Annotated in this window: 17 protein-coding genes; 1 reads left to right on the top strand and 16 read right to left on the bottom strand. The window is 67.5% G+C overall.

What is annotated here, in order from left to right:
* Nucleotides 1-221: 221 nt before the first annotated feature.
* From tsaD to glmS, 7 genes are read right to left on the bottom strand one after another with little or no spacing between them, the layout of a single operon-like run.
* Complete coding sequence (gene tsaD, locus ABIE24_RS09665) at nucleotides 222-1,295, bottom strand: tRNA (adenosine(37)-N6)-threonylcarbamoyltransferase complex transferase subunit TsaD (protein ID WP_354499099.1); 1,074 nt, start codon at nucleotides 1,293-1,295, stop codon at nucleotides 222-224.
* Nucleotides 1,292-1,780 (bottom strand): ribosomal protein S18-alanine N-acetyltransferase, encoded by a 489-nt coding sequence (rimI, locus tag ABIE24_RS09660; RefSeq protein WP_354499097.1) that lies wholly within the window; start codon nucleotides 1,778-1,780, stop codon nucleotides 1,292-1,294. The genes tsaD and rimI overlap by 4 nt, the downstream gene beginning before the upstream one ends.
* Complete coding sequence (gene tsaB, locus ABIE24_RS09655; RefSeq protein WP_354499095.1) at nucleotides 1,777-2,391, bottom strand: tRNA (adenosine(37)-N6)-threonylcarbamoyltransferase complex dimerization subunit type 1 TsaB; 615 nt, start codon at nucleotides 2,389-2,391, stop codon at nucleotides 1,777-1,779. Before tsaB ends, rimI begins: the two co-directional genes overlap by 4 nt.
* A 29-nt stretch (nucleotides 2,392-2,420) precedes the next feature.
* Nucleotides 2,421-2,900 (bottom strand): tRNA (adenosine(37)-N6)-threonylcarbamoyltransferase complex ATPase subunit type 1 TsaE, encoded by a 480-nt coding sequence (gene tsaE, locus ABIE24_RS09650; protein ID WP_354499093.1) that lies wholly within the window; start codon nucleotides 2,898-2,900, stop codon nucleotides 2,421-2,423.
* Entirely contained in the window at nucleotides 2,897-4,003 is a 1,107-nt protein-coding gene (gene alr / locus ABIE24_RS09645) for an alanine racemase (RefSeq protein WP_354499091.1), read from the bottom strand. The genes tsaE and alr overlap by 4 nt, the downstream gene beginning before the upstream one ends.
* Nucleotides 4,000-4,389: a holo-ACP synthase gene (locus ABIE24_RS09640; protein ID WP_354499089.1), complete on the bottom strand. Its 390-nt coding sequence runs from the start codon at nucleotides 4,387-4,389 to the stop codon at nucleotides 4,000-4,002. Before ABIE24_RS09640 ends, alr begins: the two co-directional genes overlap by 4 nt.
* A gap of 33 nt (nucleotides 4,390-4,422) precedes the next feature.
* Nucleotides 4,423-6,273 carry a glutamine--fructose-6-phosphate transaminase (isomerizing) gene (gene glmS, locus ABIE24_RS09635; RefSeq protein ID WP_354499088.1) on the bottom strand — a complete coding sequence of 617 codons (1,851 nt, stop codon included), beginning with the start codon at nucleotides 6,271-6,273 and terminating at the stop codon, nucleotides 4,423-4,425.
* Nucleotides 6,274-6,307: 34 nt separating this feature from the next.
* Here glmS and coaA point away from each other — a divergent pair, with 34 nt between their 5' ends.
* On the top strand, nucleotides 6,308-7,264 hold the full coding sequence (gene coaA / locus ABIE24_RS09630) for a type I pantothenate kinase (protein WP_354499086.1): 957 nt from the start codon (nucleotides 6,308-6,310) through the stop codon (nucleotides 7,262-7,264).
* 59 nt (nucleotides 7,265-7,323) lie between these two features.
* On the opposite strand, the gene glmM is transcribed toward coaA, so the two are convergent.
* From glmM to rpsM, 9 genes are all read right to left on the bottom strand, one after another.
* Nucleotides 7,324-8,685, bottom strand: coding sequence for a phosphoglucosamine mutase (gene glmM, locus ABIE24_RS09625; protein WP_354499084.1), 1,362 nt, complete (start codon nucleotides 8,683-8,685; stop codon nucleotides 7,324-7,326).
* A 27-nt stretch (nucleotides 8,686-8,712) separates the two neighbouring features.
* Nucleotides 8,713-9,198, bottom strand: a complete 486-nt coding sequence (gene rpsI, locus ABIE24_RS09620) for a 30S ribosomal protein S9 (RefSeq protein WP_354499082.1) — start codon at nucleotides 9,196-9,198, stop codon at nucleotides 8,713-8,715.
* A 28-nt stretch (nucleotides 9,199-9,226) separates the two neighbouring features.
* Nucleotides 9,227-9,673, bottom strand: coding sequence for a 50S ribosomal protein L13 (gene rplM, locus ABIE24_RS09615; protein WP_354499080.1), 447 nt, complete (start codon nucleotides 9,671-9,673; stop codon nucleotides 9,227-9,229).
* Between the two features lie 137 nt (nucleotides 9,674-9,810).
* Nucleotides 9,811-10,728: a tRNA pseudouridine(38-40) synthase TruA gene (gene truA, locus ABIE24_RS09610; protein ID WP_354499078.1), complete on the bottom strand. Its 918-nt coding sequence runs from the start codon at nucleotides 10,726-10,728 to the stop codon at nucleotides 9,811-9,813.
* A gap of 22 nt (nucleotides 10,729-10,750) precedes the next feature.
* Nucleotides 10,751-11,791, bottom strand: coding sequence for a GNAT family N-acetyltransferase (locus ABIE24_RS09605; RefSeq protein ID WP_354499076.1), 1,041 nt, complete (start codon nucleotides 11,789-11,791; stop codon nucleotides 10,751-10,753).
* Nucleotides 11,792-11,868: 77 nt separating this feature from the next.
* Nucleotides 11,869-12,405: a 50S ribosomal protein L17 gene (gene rplQ, locus ABIE24_RS09600; protein ID WP_354499074.1), complete on the bottom strand. Its 537-nt coding sequence runs from the start codon at nucleotides 12,403-12,405 to the stop codon at nucleotides 11,869-11,871.
* A gap of 48 nt (nucleotides 12,406-12,453) precedes the next feature.
* Nucleotides 12,454-13,446: a DNA-directed RNA polymerase subunit alpha gene (locus tag ABIE24_RS09595; RefSeq protein WP_354499072.1), complete on the bottom strand. Its 993-nt coding sequence runs from the start codon at nucleotides 13,444-13,446 to the stop codon at nucleotides 12,454-12,456.
* A gap of 124 nt (nucleotides 13,447-13,570) precedes the next feature.
* Nucleotides 13,571-13,969, bottom strand: coding sequence for a 30S ribosomal protein S11 (rpsK, locus tag ABIE24_RS09590; protein WP_018191944.1), 399 nt, complete (start codon nucleotides 13,967-13,969; stop codon nucleotides 13,571-13,573).
* 43 nt (nucleotides 13,970-14,012) lie between these two features.
* The gene (gene rpsM, locus ABIE24_RS09585) at nucleotides 14,013-14,387 is read right to left on the bottom strand and encodes a 30S ribosomal protein S13 (RefSeq protein WP_354499070.1); all 375 of its coding nucleotides are present in this window, start codon (nucleotides 14,385-14,387) and stop codon (nucleotides 14,013-14,015) included.
* Nucleotides 14,388-14,537: the final 150 nt, after the last annotated feature.

Genomic DNA, 14,537 nt, shown 5'->3' with positions numbered 1-14,537 from the left:
CCACACTCTGCTGCCCGACCTCGCCGCGAAGAGCGATGTGCGTCAACTCGAGGGCATCGATGCCCCGCGAGCGCGTCAACTCGAGGGCGCCGGGGCCCCGCCCGCACCCGGTCGATCGGGCCCAAAGGGTCGCCCACCCGATCGATCGGTCCACAAAGGGCGTTCCCCGGGCGAGGAAGGACCCTCCGGGACCGATCGAATGCATCGACGCGCCGTCGGGCTCAGCGCACCTGGATCTGGGTCACCGGCAGCGTCGAGTCGGCCGGGAAGTCGAGGGTCGACGGCGCGTGCCCGGCCATGATCAGCTGGGCCCCGAGCTCGGCGATCATCGCACCGTTGTCGGTGCACAGCGACAACGGCGGGATGCGAAGGGCGACGCCCGCCGCGGCCGCCCGCTCGATGGCCAGTTCGCGCACCCGGGCGTTGGCGACGACACCGCCGCCGAGGAGGAGCCGCGGCACGTCGTGATCGACGCAGGCTGCGATCGCCTTGGAGAGGAGCACGTCAGCGACCGCCTCGCGGAAGCTGGCCGCGACATCCGCGACTGGAACCTCGATACCGAGGTCCTGCTGCTTCTCGACCCAGCGGGCAACGGCCGTCTTGAGCCCCGAAAAGGAGAAGTTGTAGCGGTGCTTCGCCATGTCCTTGGGCAGGGTGAGTCCGCGCGGAAAACGAATCGCCTTCGGGTCCCCGAGGGCGGCGAGCCTGTCGATCTCCGGGCCGCCGGGATAGGGCAGGCCGAGGAGGCGCGCGACTTTGTCGAAGGCCTCCCCCGCCGCATCGTCGATGGTCTCGCCGAGAAGTTCGACGTCGCTCACCAGGTCGTGGACGAGAAGCAGGGAGGTGTGCCCGCCCGACACGAGCAGGGCGATGGTCGGGTAGTCGAACGGCGTTCCCGACTCGTCGAGGATGTCTGCACCGACGTGACCGACGAGGTGGTTCACCGCGTAGATCGGTTTGTCGAGTGCCACAGCGAGGGCTTTGGCCGCACCGACCCCGACCATGAGCGCGCCAGAGAGCCCGGGGCCGGATGTCACGGCGATCGCGTCGAGGTCGTCGAGGGTGATGCCTGCCTCGGCGACCGCTGCGGTCAGGGCGGGCACGAGCTCCTCGAGGTGAGCCCGCGCGGCCACCTCCGGCACGACGCCGCCGTAGCGGGCGTGTTCCTCCATCGAGGACGCGATGGTGTTGCTCAGCAGGTGCCGCCCGCGCACGATCCCGATGCCGGTCTCATCGCACGACGTTTCGATCCCGAGGACGAGCGGCGCGTCCCGGTTCAGGGTCCGACCGCTCACGAGGCACCGACAGCCGTCGCCGGGCGGGTCAGTTCGAGTTTCATCACGATCGCGTCGACGTCGTCCGGCTGGTAGTAGCCGGGGCGCACGCCGATGCCGACGAAGCCGAGGTCGTCGTAGAGGGCCTGCGCGCCGGTGTTGTCGGCGCGAACCTCGAGGAACACGTCGCGGACTCCCGCGGACCGTGCCTCCCTGAGAAGGGCGTGCATGAGCGCACGGCCGAGACCCATCCTGCGCACGTCGGGGGCGACCGCGATCGTCTGCACGTCCGCTTCGGTCGCTCCCGGGGGGACCATCAGTCCGGCGTAGCCCTGGACGACATCCGGGGCGCCGAGCGCGGTCGCCACGACATAGACCGTGTTGTCCGATTCCAGTTCGGCCCGCATGGTGGGCTCCGACCAGGCGTCGGTGACGAACACGGACCGCTCGATCTCCATGATGTGGTGGAGGTCGGCGACGGATGCCCGGCGCAGCTTCCAGGTCATGCGGTCACCCGCTTGCGTGAAGACAGGGTGACGTCGGGAGACCGGAGGTACAGCGGTTCATCGGCGGCGAAGTCGGCGCCGGCCGCCCAGGTGAGTTCGGCGAGCATGCCGAGCGAGCCGGCCGAGACCGAGACCGCATCGAGCCGGATGCCGCCGGACGGCACCTCCCCGGGCGTCGCCAGCCCGGGGCCGGAGGCGCGCACAGGCAACCCGGCCGCGGTCGCTCCGGCGTAGGTCGACCAGTAGAGTTCGCCGCGCCGCGCGTCGGTGGCGACGAGGAGGTCGCCACTGTTGCCCGCCGAATACCAGGCGAAAGCGACGGCGTCGTGGCTGACGAGGGGCACGATCGGCTTGCCGGCCCCGAACGCGAACGCGCGCGCGGCGGCGATGCCGATCCGGAGGCCGGTGAACGGCCCCGGTCCCATGCCGCAGGCGACGGCCGAGAGGTCGGCCGCACGGACGCCGGCCTCGGCGAGGGTGTCGCGGAGAAGCGCGCCGACGACTTCGGCGTGCCGCATGGTGTCGGTGAGGGCGTTCTCGGCCAGGATTCCGCCGTCGCGGTCCACGACGGCGACCGAAGTGCCGGTGGAGGAGTCGATGGCGAGAAGCACGCGTCCAGCCTACGCGTTCGCGACGCTCGTCAGGCGGGGGTGGCGTGATGCCGGGTGATCCGGATGCGACGGGGCTCGTCTCCGGGATCGGCGTCGTCCCCGGTGTCGGCCGCCCCGGTCGGGCGTTCGATCTCGATGTCCACCCAGCGGGATGCGACGGCGTGGATGAGCCCCCGGCCCCACTCGACGAGGACGACGCTCCCGGCGAAGTCGATGTCGAGGTCGTCGAGCTCGATCGGCTCGCTGAGCCGGTACGCGTCGACGTGCACCAGCGGAGGACCCCCGACAAGGCTCGGGTGGGTCCGCGCGAGCACGAACGTCGGGCTCGTCACCGGGCCGCGCACGCCGAGCCCCTCACCGATGCCCCGGGCCAGCGTGGTCTTGCCTGCGCCGAGGGGTCCGGTGAGCACGAGAAGGTCGCCCGCAGCGAGTGAGCGCCCGAGCCGCACCCCGAACGCGTGCATCTCGCCGGTGGTGCTGACAATGCTTTCCGAGTCCAGCTCGATCATGCGGAGTACCGTCGTGTCACCCGTGCACCGACCCGGGTCACGATGTCGTAGTTGATCGTCCCGGCGGCTGTCGCCCATTCCGACGCGCTCGGCACCCCGGCCTCAGGGTCGCCGAACAGGATGACGTCATCGCCCACGGCGACCTCGGCGTCGCCCACATCGACGACGAACTGGTCCATCGCGACGCGCCCGGCGACGCGAAACCGGTTCCCGGCGATCGAAACCTGGCCGCTGCCAGACGCCTGGCGGGGCACGCCGTCCGCGTACCCCAGCGGGACGAGGGCAAGCGTCGATTCGTCGGTGGTGCGGTAGGTGTAGCTGTAGGAGACACCCCGTCCGGCGGGGACGCGACGGACCGCGGCGATCCTCCCGCGCAGGGTCATCACGGGCCTCAGTCCCAGGTCCGCCGAGCTGCGGTCGTCGAACGGTGACAGACCGTACATGCCGATGCCGATTCTCACGGTGTTGAACCGTGTCTCGGGAAGGTCGATCGCAGCCGCCGTCGCGGCGAGGTGCACGAGGTCGGGGCTCAGCCCGGCGCGGCGTGCCAGGGCGAGCCCGCGCGTGAACACAGCCAGCGCGGCACGGTCGTCGGCGGCTGACGTGTTGGACAGGTGGGAGAAGATGCCGCGCACCCGCAGGACACCGGACAGCTCCAGGTCGCGCGCTCGCTGGAACACGGGCTCCCACTCGGCTTCGGCGATGCCGTTGCGGCTGAGACCGGTGTCGAGTTTTAGGTGGACCTGCGCGACGCCGCTTCCCGCGGCATCCGCGATTTCGTCGAGCTGGGCGGCCGACGACACCCCGAGGTCGATGCCGGCCCTGATGGCGGCGGCAAAGTCCGCTCCGTGCGGATGCAGCCAGCAGAGCAGCGGCGCATCGATCCCGGCGGCACGCAGGGCGAGCGCCTCCGGGATGTCCGCCGTCCCCAGCCAGTCGGCCCCGCCGGCGAGCGCAGCGCGTGCGACCGGGACGGCGCCGTGACCGTAACCGTCCGCCTTGACCACGGCGACGAGATGGGGCGTGCCGATGACCTGACGGAGCGACCGGATGTTCGCGGTCACCGCGTCGAGGTCGATCACTGCCTCGCGAAACCCGGTCATGCGTCGCCTGTTCCTGAAGGGGCCGGCCGGGGATCTGCCCGCTCGGCGATGACGAAGGCGACGGCCGCGCCGGCGTCGTGGCTCATCGAGAGGTGAAGCGACGTGATGCCGCGACCGGCGACGACCGCCGCCGTCTCCCCCGACAGCTCGAAGCGCGGGTCCCCCTGCGCGTCGTTGGTCACCGTGATCTCAAGCCAGTGCACGCCGTCAGAGCTGCCGAGCGCCTTGATGAGTGCTTCCTTGGCGGCGAAACGGCCCGCGAGGGAACGAAGCGGCTTGTCCAGCTCGTTGGCGGCGAACAGGCGATCGCGCAACCGCGGCGTCCTGTCGACGGCGCGTTCGAACCGCGCCAGGTCGACCAGGTCGACGCCGATACCGACGATCACTCTGTTCCCCTCCGGCCTCGACGGCCCTGCTGCTTATTCGACGGTGACGGACTTGGCCAGGTTGCGCGGCTGGTCGACGTCGAGGCCCTTGGCGCTGGCCAGTTCCATGGCGAAGATCTGCATCGGGATGACGGCGAGGAGCGGCTCGAACAGCGGGGCCGCCAGCGGAATCCGGATGACGACATCGGTGAACGGCAGCACCGAGGCGTCGCCCTCTTCGGCAATCGCGATGACCTTGGCTCCGCGGGCGCGGATCTCCTGGATGTTCGACACGACCTTGGAGTGGATCGTCGCGGATGCCCGCGGGCTGGGAACGACGACGAAGACGGGCTGGCCGGGCTCGATCAGGGCGATCGGGCCGTGCTTGAGCTCGCCGGCGGCGAAGCCTTCAGCGTGGATGTAGGCGAGTTCCTTGAGCTTGAGCGCCCCCTCGAGGGCGATCGGGAACCCGACGTGGCGGCCGAGGAACAGCACGGCGCGTGAGTCGCTCATCCAGCGTGCGAGCTGGACGATGACATCCTGTTCGCCGAGGATCGTGCGGATCTTCGCCGGGATGGCCTGAAGTTCGGCCGACTGCTCGGCCAGGACCTCCGACGACTGGCTGCCGCGCACCCGGGCGAGGTGCAGGGCGAACAGGTAGAGGGCGGTGATCTGCGCGACGAACGCCTTGGTCGAGGCGACGGCGACCTCGGGGCCTGCGTGGGTGTAGACGACGGCGTCCGACTCGCGGGGAATCGTCGCGCCCTGCGTGTTGCAGATCGAGAGTGTCTTCGCTCCGGCCTCGCTGGCGTACTTCACGGCCATGAGCGTGTCCATGGTCTCACCGGACTGGCTGATCGAGACGACGAGCGTCTGCGGGGTGATGACGGGTTCGCGGTAGCGGAATTCGTGGCTGAGTTCCACGTCGACCGGGATGCCTGCCCACTTCTCGAGCGCGTACTTGCCGACCTGGCCGGCGTATGCGGCGGTTCCGCAGGCGATGACGACGATCCGGTTGATGTCGGTGAACAGTTCGTCGAGCCCGTTCAGTTCCGGGATGACCACCTGCCCGTCTTCGTCGATGCGGCCGCGCAGGGTGTTGGCGACGGCATCCGGCTCTTCGTCGATCTCCTTGGCCATGAAGCTGGACCAGCCACCCTTCTCGGCGGCTGACGCGTCCCACTGGATCTCGAACGGTTCGACCTCGACGCTGTCGCCGAAGAAGTCGGTGACCTCGACCTTGTCCGGGGTGATCGAGACGATCTGGTCCTGGCCGATGGCGAGGGCGCTCTGGGTGTATTCGACGAAGGCGGCGACGTCGGAGGCGAGGAAGTTCTCGCCCTCGCCGAGGCCGATGACGAGCGGCGAGTTGCGGCGGGCGCCGACGACGAGCCCTGGCTCTTCCTCGTGGACGGCCAGCAGGGTGAACGCACCCTCGAGCTGGGCGACGACGTTCTGGAACGCCTCGCGGAGGTCCTTGGTCTTGCGGTACTCGCGGCCGAGGAGCACGGCGGCGACTTCGGAGTCGGTTTCGCTGATGAAGCTGAAGCCGTCGGCGAGCAGTTCCTTCTTGAGCGGCGCGAAGTTCTCGATGATCCCGTTGTGGATGAGGGCGAGCTTGCCGTCGTCACCGAGGTGCGGGTGAGCGTTCTGGTCGGTCGGGGCGCCATGGGTCGCCCAGCGGGTGTGTCCGATGCCGGTGTGGCTCACCTGCATGGCGCTGTTCTTGACGTCACCGGCGAGGACGGCGAGCTTTCCCGCCCGCTTTCGCGTGCGGATTGCTCCCGTCTCGTCGATCACGGCGACGCCCGCGGAGTCGTACCCGCGGTACTCCAGTCGGCCCAGGCCACTGAGAAGGACATTGATGCTGTCGTTGCTGCCAACGTAACCGACGATTCCACACATGGGCTCAACGATACCGGCAATAGACTGGGAGCCTATGTCGGACCCTTCGCACGGCTCAGCCTCGAACGCCCAGTCGACCCCTTTCGTCGAAATCGACCGTTCGGACTGGGCGAGACTCGCCCCGACCACCGAGTCCCCGCTGACCGACGCTGAGATCTTCCAGCTGAGGGGGCTCGGGGACCGGCTCGACCTCGATGAGGTCGCGGAGGTGTACCTGCCGCTCAGCCGGCTGCTGAGCCTGTACGTCGCCAACGCGAAGCGGCTCCACGAGTCGACGAGCGCGTTCCTCGGCGAGAAGACCGAACGGACCCCGTTCGTCATCGGTGTGGCCGGTTCCGTCGCCGTCGGCAAGTCGACGGTCGCGCGGCTCCTGCGCGAGCTGATGTCGCGCTGGCCCGACACGCCCCGGGTGGAGCTGATCACCACCGACGGCTTCCTGTACCCCAATGCGGAGCTCGAACGCCGCGGCATCATGGCGCGGAAGGGGTTCCCGGAGTCGTACGACCGGCGCGCCCTCCTCCGTTTCGTCAGCGCCGTCAAGAGCGGAGCGCGCGAGGTTCGGGCGCCGTTCTATTCGCACCTCAAGTACGACATCATCCCGGACGCCCAGGTCGTCGTGCGCCGCCCGGACGTGCTCATCGTCGAGGGACTCAACGTGCTGCAGCCGGCGGGGAACGGCAACCGGCTCACCGTCAGCGACCTGTTCGACTTCAGCGTGTACGTCGACGCGCGGGTCTCCGACATCGCCACCTGGTACGAGGAACGGTTCATGGCGCTCCAGCGCGGCGCGTTCACGAACCCGAACTCGTTCTTCAACGTCTACGCCTCGCTCACCGAAGAAGAGGCGCGGGAGAAAGCCCGGTTCTACTGGCGCGAGGTCAACGAACCGAACCTGCTCGAGAACATCAGGCCCACCCGCGCGCGGGCGAAGCTCGTGCTCCGGAAGGCGTCTGACCACACCGTCAGCCAGGTCCTGCTCCGTAAGGTCTGACGCGCACGCGTAAAAGGCCCTGCCGCCCCAGGAGGGACAACAGGGCCTTTTCAGCGGTGTCAGACGGTGAGGCGTTCCCGCACCACATCGGCGAGGGCGTGCGCGAGCCGGTCCGCGGTGGGCTGATCGGCTGCTTCGACCATGACCCGGACGAGCTGTTCGGTTCCGCTGGGGCGCAGGAGAACGCGCCCGGTGTCACCGAGCTCCTTCTCCGCCGACAGCACAGCGGCCGCAAGGATCTCGTCGGTGTGGATGCCGTTGCGATCGACGTCCTTCACGTTGACGAGGATCTGCGGGTACACGTCCATCACCGAAGCGAGCTCCGCGGCGGTCTTGCCGGTGCGCGCCATCTCGCTGACGAGGTGAAGGCCGGTGAGGATGCCGTCACCCGTCGTCGCGAATTCGCTCATGATGACGTGCCCGGACTGTTCCCCGCCGAGGGCGAAGCCGTGCTCGTTCATCTCTTCGAGAACGTACCGGTCGCCGACCTTGGTCTGAACGATGGTGATGCCGTGTTCGTCCATGGCGACGCGGAGGCCCAGGTTGCTCATCACCGTGGCGACGAGGGTGTCGTCGGTGAGGTGGCCGCGCTCTTTCATCGAGACAGCGAGGATCGCCATGATCTGGTCGCCGTTGATCACGTTCCCGTCGGCGTCGACGGCGAGGCAGCGGTCGGCGTCGCCGTCGTGCGCGATGCCGATGTCGGCACCGTGCTCGAGAACCGCCTGTGCGAGCAGGTCCAGGTGGGTCGACCCGACGCCGTCGTTGATGTTCATGCCGTCGGGGTCGTTGCCGATGATCGTGAGGGTCGCACCGGCATCCCGGAAGACCTCAGGGGAGACGCCTGCGGCGGCGCCGTGGGCGCAGTCGAGGACGACGTGGATGCCGTCGAGCCGGTGCGGGAGGCTCGCCAGCAGGTGCACGACGTACCGGTCCTCGGCGTCGGCGAAGCGGCGGATCCGGCCGACGCCTGCGCCGGTCGGCGCGAGGTTCGGTTCGGTGAGGTAGTGCTCGATGCGCGCTTCGACCTCATCGGGGAGCTTGCGGCCGCCGCGGGCGAAGATCTTGATGCCGTTGTCGGGGGCCGGGTTGTGGCTCGCTGAGATCATGACGCCGAAGTCGGCGTCGATGTCGGCGATGAGGAAGGCGGCAGCGGGGGTCGGGATCACACCGGCGTCGAGCACGTCGACGCCGCTGGAGGCGAGGCCGGAGGCCACAGCCGCGGCGAGGAAGTCGCCCGACACACGAGGGTCGCGGGCGAGCACGGCGACGGGGCGTTTCCCGGCCGCACGGCGGGCCTCAGCACTACGGCCCTGCCCAAGCACCACTGCGGTGGCTTGGGCAAGGCCGAGAGCGAGATCTGCCGTCAGGTCAACGTTCGCGAGACCGCGAACGCCGTCAGTACCAAACAGGCGAGCCATAAGGAGCAGTCCAGGACCGAGGCGCGATTAGCGCTTCGAGAACTGGGGTGCCTTACGTGCCTTCTTGAGTCCAGCCTTCTTGCGCTCCTTGACGCGAGCGTCCCGTGACAGGAAGCCGGCCTTCTTCAGGGTTGCGCGGTTGTTCTCTTCATCGATCTGGTTGAGCGCACGGGCGATGCCGAGACGGAGGGCTCCGGCCTGGCCGGAAGGTCCACCGCCCGAGATACGCGCGATGACGTCGTAGCCGCCGGCGAGGTCGAGGATCGTGAACGGGTCGTTGATGAGCTGCTGGTGCAGCTTGTTCGGGAAGTAGTCGGCGAGCTCACGGCCGTTGACCGTGATGGTGCCGGAGCCGGGGACCAGGCGCACGCGGGCGATGGCCTGCTTGCGACGGCCGACGGCTGCGCCGGGAACGCTGAGCGCCGGACGGGCCGCCTTGGGGGCTGCCTCGGTCGGCGTCTCGGTGGAGAAGCTCTCCGGGGTCTCTGCGATGGAATCTGCGATATTCGCCACTGTAGGAATCCTTATGTCTCTTCGGCGCTTACTGGGCGACCTGGTCGAGGGTGTACGTCTTGGGCTGCTGAGCGGCGTGCGGGTGCTCTGCGCCGGTGTAAACCTTCAGCTTGCGCAGCTGCGCAGCGCCGAGGGAGTTCTTGGGGAGCATGCCGCGAACAGCCTTCTCCACCGCACGGCCCGGGTTTTTCTCGAGCAGTTCGGCGTAAGTCACGGCCTTGATGCCGCCCGGGTAACCGGAGTGGCGGTAAGCCTTCTTCTGGAGGAGCTTCTGGCCGGTGAGGGCAACCTTGTCGGCGTTGATGATGATGACGAAGTCGCCGGTGTCCATGTGGTTGGCGAAGGTCGCCTTGTGCTTTCCACGGAGGAGGATGGCGACGTGGCTGGCCAGGCGGCCGAGCACGACGTCAGTGGCGTCGATGATGAACCATTCTCGCTGGATCTCAGATGCCTTGGGGGAATAAGTGCGCGTCACAGTAGTGCTGCTTTCTTGTCGTAAGTTGGTTGGTCGTGAATCCCGCTCCGTTGGGAGTTCCAGAGGTGGAACGCCGCAGGTGGAGGGCTCAACTTCGGATGCCGCGCTGCAGTCAGCACAGACACCAAGGAGCAATCTTAGCCGCCGTCATCGTCCGGGTCAAACTCAGCGAAGGGATCCCGTCCGTCGGTCAGGGATCTTCGCTGCCGGGTTAGTTCAGCGCGCTGGCCGAGGAGCGCGTCCGACGGATATCCGACCTCGGCGAGCGTCAGCCCCCGAGCCGGCAGAACCGCGAACTCGTTCGACCGTTCCAGCTCGCCGCGCAGCCGTTCGGCGTCGTCCACCCCCAACTTCCCCTCCCCCACGGCGACGCAGACGCCGACGAGGGCGCGGACCATGCTGTGGCAGAAGGCATCCGCCCGCACATCAGCGACAAGGACGCCCCGGCTGTCGCGGGTCCAGCCGAATCTCTGGAGTGTCCGGATGGTAGTCCGGCCCTCCCTCGGGCGGCAGTATGTGGCGAAGTCGCGAAGTCCGACGAGCGATTCGGCGGCGGCGTTCATCCGGTCGGCGTCGAGGGGCGACGGGTGCCAGACGGTCTGTGCGCGCTCGAGCGGGTTGCGGAACGAGAGGCTGTCGGCGATGCGGTATTCGTAACGGCGCCACACGGCCGAGAAGCGGGCGTCGAATCCCTCGGGTGCCGGCGCCGCGTTCGTGATCAGGACGTCGGGATACTGGCCGAGCACGCCGTTCACCTTCCGGCGCAGCGCGCTGCCGGTGGGATGGAGCCCGTCCCGCGGCGGTCGCCCGCGCCTCACCCGCGCCGCCCGGTCCTCGTCGAGATCGATGTGGGCGACCTGTCCGGTTGCGTGCACACCGGTGTCGGTGCGCCCGGCGACCGAGACCCGGATCATTTCACCGTGGCGCCCGAGGATGGTCGTGATGGCCTCCTCGAGCACACCCTGGACCGTGCGAAGGCCCGGCTGGATCGCCCAGCCGGCGAAATTCGAGCCGTCGTACGCGATGTCGAGTCGGAATCGCTGCGGCTGGGTCACCCCGCCAGTTTACGAGACGGCGTCAGTACTCCCGGACGAGCGCGACCTGCTGCGTCGTGGCCCGGAAGCCCAGGCGTTCGTAGAGGCTGTGAGCCCCGGTCGGGCTCGCCGTATCGACGTCGAGCACCGCCCGTTCGAGCCCGGCGTCGCGGTAGGAGCCGAGCAGCCGGGAGATGAGGGCGGGAGCGAGTCGTCGGCCGCGCCATTCCCGGACGACTCCGATGAGGGCGATGTAGCCGGACGTGAACCTTTGCAGCTCCCAGTCGTCCTCGTTGAGAACGCTCAGCGCAAGGGCGATCACCCGGCTGTCGGCGCCGTCGCCGGCGAGGGCGACCCACGACAGGTCCGACCGGAACTGCGAACTCCCGGTAAAGGTCGCCCACTGTTCCGGGAGCCGGGGCTGACTCCCCCAGTGATCACGGAAGGCATCGTTGCGGGCCAGCCGCGTCGATTCGAAGAGGTCCGGCGTGCACGGCACGATCCGGATGCCGTCGACCGGTGCGATCTCGGGGATAGGATCGGCGAGGATCCGGTCCATCCCGGTGAAGTAGCGGGCGATCGTGAAGCCGGTGCTCTCCGCGAGCGCTATCGTGCCGGCGTTCCGATGCTCGGCATGGAGCATCGACCACCCGGGCAGGGTCATGTCCGAGCTTGCCAGTTGCTGCTGCGACCGGCCGACCTGCCAGCCGATCAGTTGCCTGCCGATCCCGCGGCCGCGCCGGTCGGGGCGCACGGTGCCGAAGAGGTACGACTGAACCCGGGTTTCCTGCCCGGGGCCGAGCACGACGTAGCCGTACGCGACGACCGTCCCGTCAGCGGCGAGACCGACGATCGAATCCGACGGGAGGTCCACGTGGGAGGCACCGAAGTCGTCTGCGATCTCCTCCCGCGTCGTCGTCCACTCCGGGTGGTCCACCCGGTCAGCCAGTCTCTGCGCCTCGAGGATCGCGTCGACGTCGTCCATCCGCGCCGCCCGCCAGGTGGCGACATCGGGGTGGTCGGGCACCGGCAGGACGGCCGGGGCATCCACACGGCTGCTGAGGGGAAGAAGAACCTCTGTCATGACACCAGCCTAGGCGGGGAGAACGACGAAGCCCCCGGCGTCGCGAGGACGCCGGGGGCTTCGTGTGAATCGGATGCTTACTTGTCGTCGGCCTTCTCGGCGTCGGCGACCTCTGCGTCGGCTTCGACAGCCTCAGCTTCGGGTGCCTCTTCGACAGGTGCGGCTTCCTCGGCTTCGACCTCAGGAGCGGCTTCTTCCGTGGCGACCGGGGTCGACGCAGAAGCAGCGGTCTTCGACTTCTTCACCTTGGGGGTGACGGGCTCGAGAACCAGTTCGATCTGCACCATGGACGCGTTGTCGCCCTTGCGGAAGCCGAGCTTCGTGATGCGGGTGTAGCCACCTTCGCGCTCGGCGACGAGCGGAGCGATCTCGGTGAAGAGTTCGTGGACGACCGAGGTGTCACCGATGACGCGCATGACGCGACGGCGGGCGTGGAGGTCTCCACGCTTCGCGAACGTGATGAGGCGCTCAGCGACCGGGCGGAGGCGCTTGGCCTTCGTCTCGGTGGTCTTGATGCTCTTGTGGGTGAACAGGGCAGCGGCCAGGTTGGCGAGCATCAGGCGCTCGTGCGCTGGTCCGCCTCCCAGGCGGGGGCCTTTAGTGGGCTGAGGCATTGTCGTTAATCTCCAGTGTCAAAAGTGAAAAGGCGTCGAGGACGAGCCTTAGTTGCTTGTCTCGTCTTCGTAACCCGAGTAGAAGTGGGCGCCGTCGAATCCGGGAACCGAATCCTTGAGCGAGAGGCCCATCTCCACGAGCTTGTCGCGAACTTCATCGACCGACTTCTGGCCGAAGTTGCGGATGTTCATCAGCTGCGTCTCGCTCAGTGCGACGAGCTCGGACACCGTGTTGATGCCCTCGCGCTTGAGGCAGTTGTATGAACGAACCGACAGGTCCAGGTCTTCGATCGGGATCGAGAGTTCGCTGGAGAGCACGGCGTCGACCGGCGCTGGGCCGATCTCGATGCCTTCAGCGGCGTTGTTCAGCTCGCGGGCGAGGCCGAACAGTTCAACGAGCGTGGTACCGGCGGATGCGATGGCGTCACGGGGCGTGATGGCCGCCTTCGTCTCCACATCGACGACCAGGCGGTCGAAGTCGGTACGCTCACCGGCACGAGTCGCCTCGACGCGGTAGGTCACCTTGAGCACGGGCGAGTAGATCGAGTCGATCGGGATCTGGCCGGCCTCGGAGAACTCGTTGCGGTTCTGGGTGGCGGACACGTAGCCGCGGCCACGCTCGATGGTGAGTTCGAGTTCGAACTTCGCCTTGTCGTTCAACGTCGCGATGACGAGCTCGGGGTTGTGCACCTCGACGCCGGCCGGAGCCGAGATGTCGGCTGCGGTGACCTGGCCTGCGCCGGTCTTGCGCAGGTACGCGGTGATCGGCTCATCGTGCTCGCTGGAGACGACGAGGCCCTTGATGTTCAGGATGATCTCGGTCGCGTCTTCCTTCACACCGGGGATGGTGCTGAATTCGTGCAACACGCCGTCGATACGGATGCTGGTCACAGCAGCGCCCGGGATGGAGGACAGCAGGGTACGGCGAAGTGAGTTACCGAGGGTGTAACCGAAGCCAGGCTCCAGGGGCTCAATCACGAACCGGCTGCGGAACTCTGAGATGTTCTCTTCGGTGAGCGTTGGGCGCTGTGCAATAAGCACTATGTGTTCCTTTCGGCTAAGTGTCCGCTATATGACACTTGCAATGGCGAGGTATGAAGTTGTGTTCGTCAACGGGCGATTGAGCAGTGCCGGCAGGCACTGCTCAATCGACCATCAGAGATGCTTAAACGCGGCGACGCTTCGGCGGGCGGCAACCGTTGTGCGCCTGCGGGGTGACGTCGTTGATCGAGCCGACCTCGAGGCCTGCAGCCTGGAGGGAGCGGATCGCGGTCTCGCGGCCTGAACCGGGACCCTTGACGAAGACGTCAACCTTCTTCATACCGTGCTCCTGCGCCTGGCGGGCGGCCGACTCTGCAGCGAGCTGAGCGGCGAACGGGGTCGACTTGCGCGAACCCTTGAAGCCCACTCCACCGGAGGAAGCCCAGCTGATGACGGCACCAGTGGTGTCCGTGATCGACACGATCGTGTTGTTGAAGGTCGACTTGATGTGGGCCTGGCCCACAGCGATGTTCTTCTTCTCTTTTTTACGCGGCTTGCGAGCAGCCGACTTGGGTGCAGCCATTGATTTCTCCTAAATCTTTCTGGCGAGACTCGAGGCCGAAGGCCTAGCGAGCCTTCTTCTTGCCGGCTACGGTGCGCTTCGGGCCCTTGCGGGTGCGAGCGTTGGTCTTGGTGCGCTGACCACGGACGGGCAGGCCGCGACGGTGGCGGATGCCCTCGTAGCTGCCGATCTCGACCTTGCGGCGGATGTCGGCCTGCACTTCGCGGCGGAGGTCACCCTCCACCTTGTAGTTGCCTTCGATGTAGTCGCGGAGCTGGATCAGCTGTTCGTCGCTGAGATCCTTCACGCGAATGTTTCCGTCGATTCCGGTGTCCGCGAGGGTCTTGACGGCCCTTGTGCGTCCAACACCGTAAATGTACGTCAGTGCGATTTCCACGCGCTTATCGCGGGGAATATCTACGCCGGCGAGACGTGCCATGGTGGCTTCTCCTAGGAGTTAGTGGAGGTGTGGAGCAGTTCCTGTGCCCGGGCCTCCGACCCGAGGTGTCACTCGAATGAGATCTGGAACTGCCGATATTGTGTTGCTGGTTTCGCGGTTGAGTTATCGAAATCTGGATTTCGACTGGAT

This window comes from Mycetocola sp. 2940, assembly GCF_040548835.1.
GTDB lineage: Bacteria > Actinomycetota > Actinomycetes > Actinomycetales > Microbacteriaceae > Mycetocola_A.
Note: the sequence above shows the minus strand (reverse complement) of the source record. Positions and strands in the feature narration are given on the sequence as shown.

Bases quoted from the DNA above. Each gene is read 5' to 3' on its own strand.
- glmS (WP_354499088.1), bottom strand. From the start codon at position 6,273: ATGTGTGGAATCGTCGGTTACGTTGGCAGCAACGACAGCATCAATGTC.
- alr (WP_354499091.1), bottom strand. From the start codon at position 4,003: ATGACCGGGTTTCGCGAGGCAGTGATCGACCTCGACGCGGTGACCGCG.
- rpsM (WP_354499070.1), bottom strand. From the start codon at position 14,387: ATGGCACGTCTCGCCGGCGTAGATATTCCCCGCGATAAGCGCGTGGAA.
- tsaE (WP_354499093.1), bottom strand. From the start codon at position 2,900: ATGATCGAGCTGGACTCGGAAAGCATTGTCAGCACCACCGGCGAGATG.
- coaA (WP_354499086.1), top strand. From the start codon at position 6,308: ATGTCGGACCCTTCGCACGGCTCAGCCTCGAACGCCCAGTCGACCCCT.
- ABIE24_RS09605 (WP_354499076.1), bottom strand. From the start codon at position 11,791: ATGACAGAGGTTCTTCTTCCCCTCAGCAGCCGTGTGGATGCCCCGGCC.
- rimI (WP_354499097.1), bottom strand. From the start codon at position 1,780: ATGACCTGGAAGCTGCGCCGGGCATCCGTCGCCGACCTCCACCACATC.
- glmM (WP_354499084.1), bottom strand. From the start codon at position 8,685: ATGGCTCGCCTGTTTGGTACTGACGGCGTTCGCGGTCTCGCGAACGTT.
- rplQ (WP_354499074.1), bottom strand. From the start codon at position 12,405: ATGCCTCAGCCCACTAAAGGCCCCCGCCTGGGAGGCGGACCAGCGCAC.
- rpsK (WP_018191944.1), bottom strand. From the start codon at position 13,969: ATGGCTGCACCCAAGTCGGCTGCTCGCAAGCCGCGTAAAAAAGAGAAG.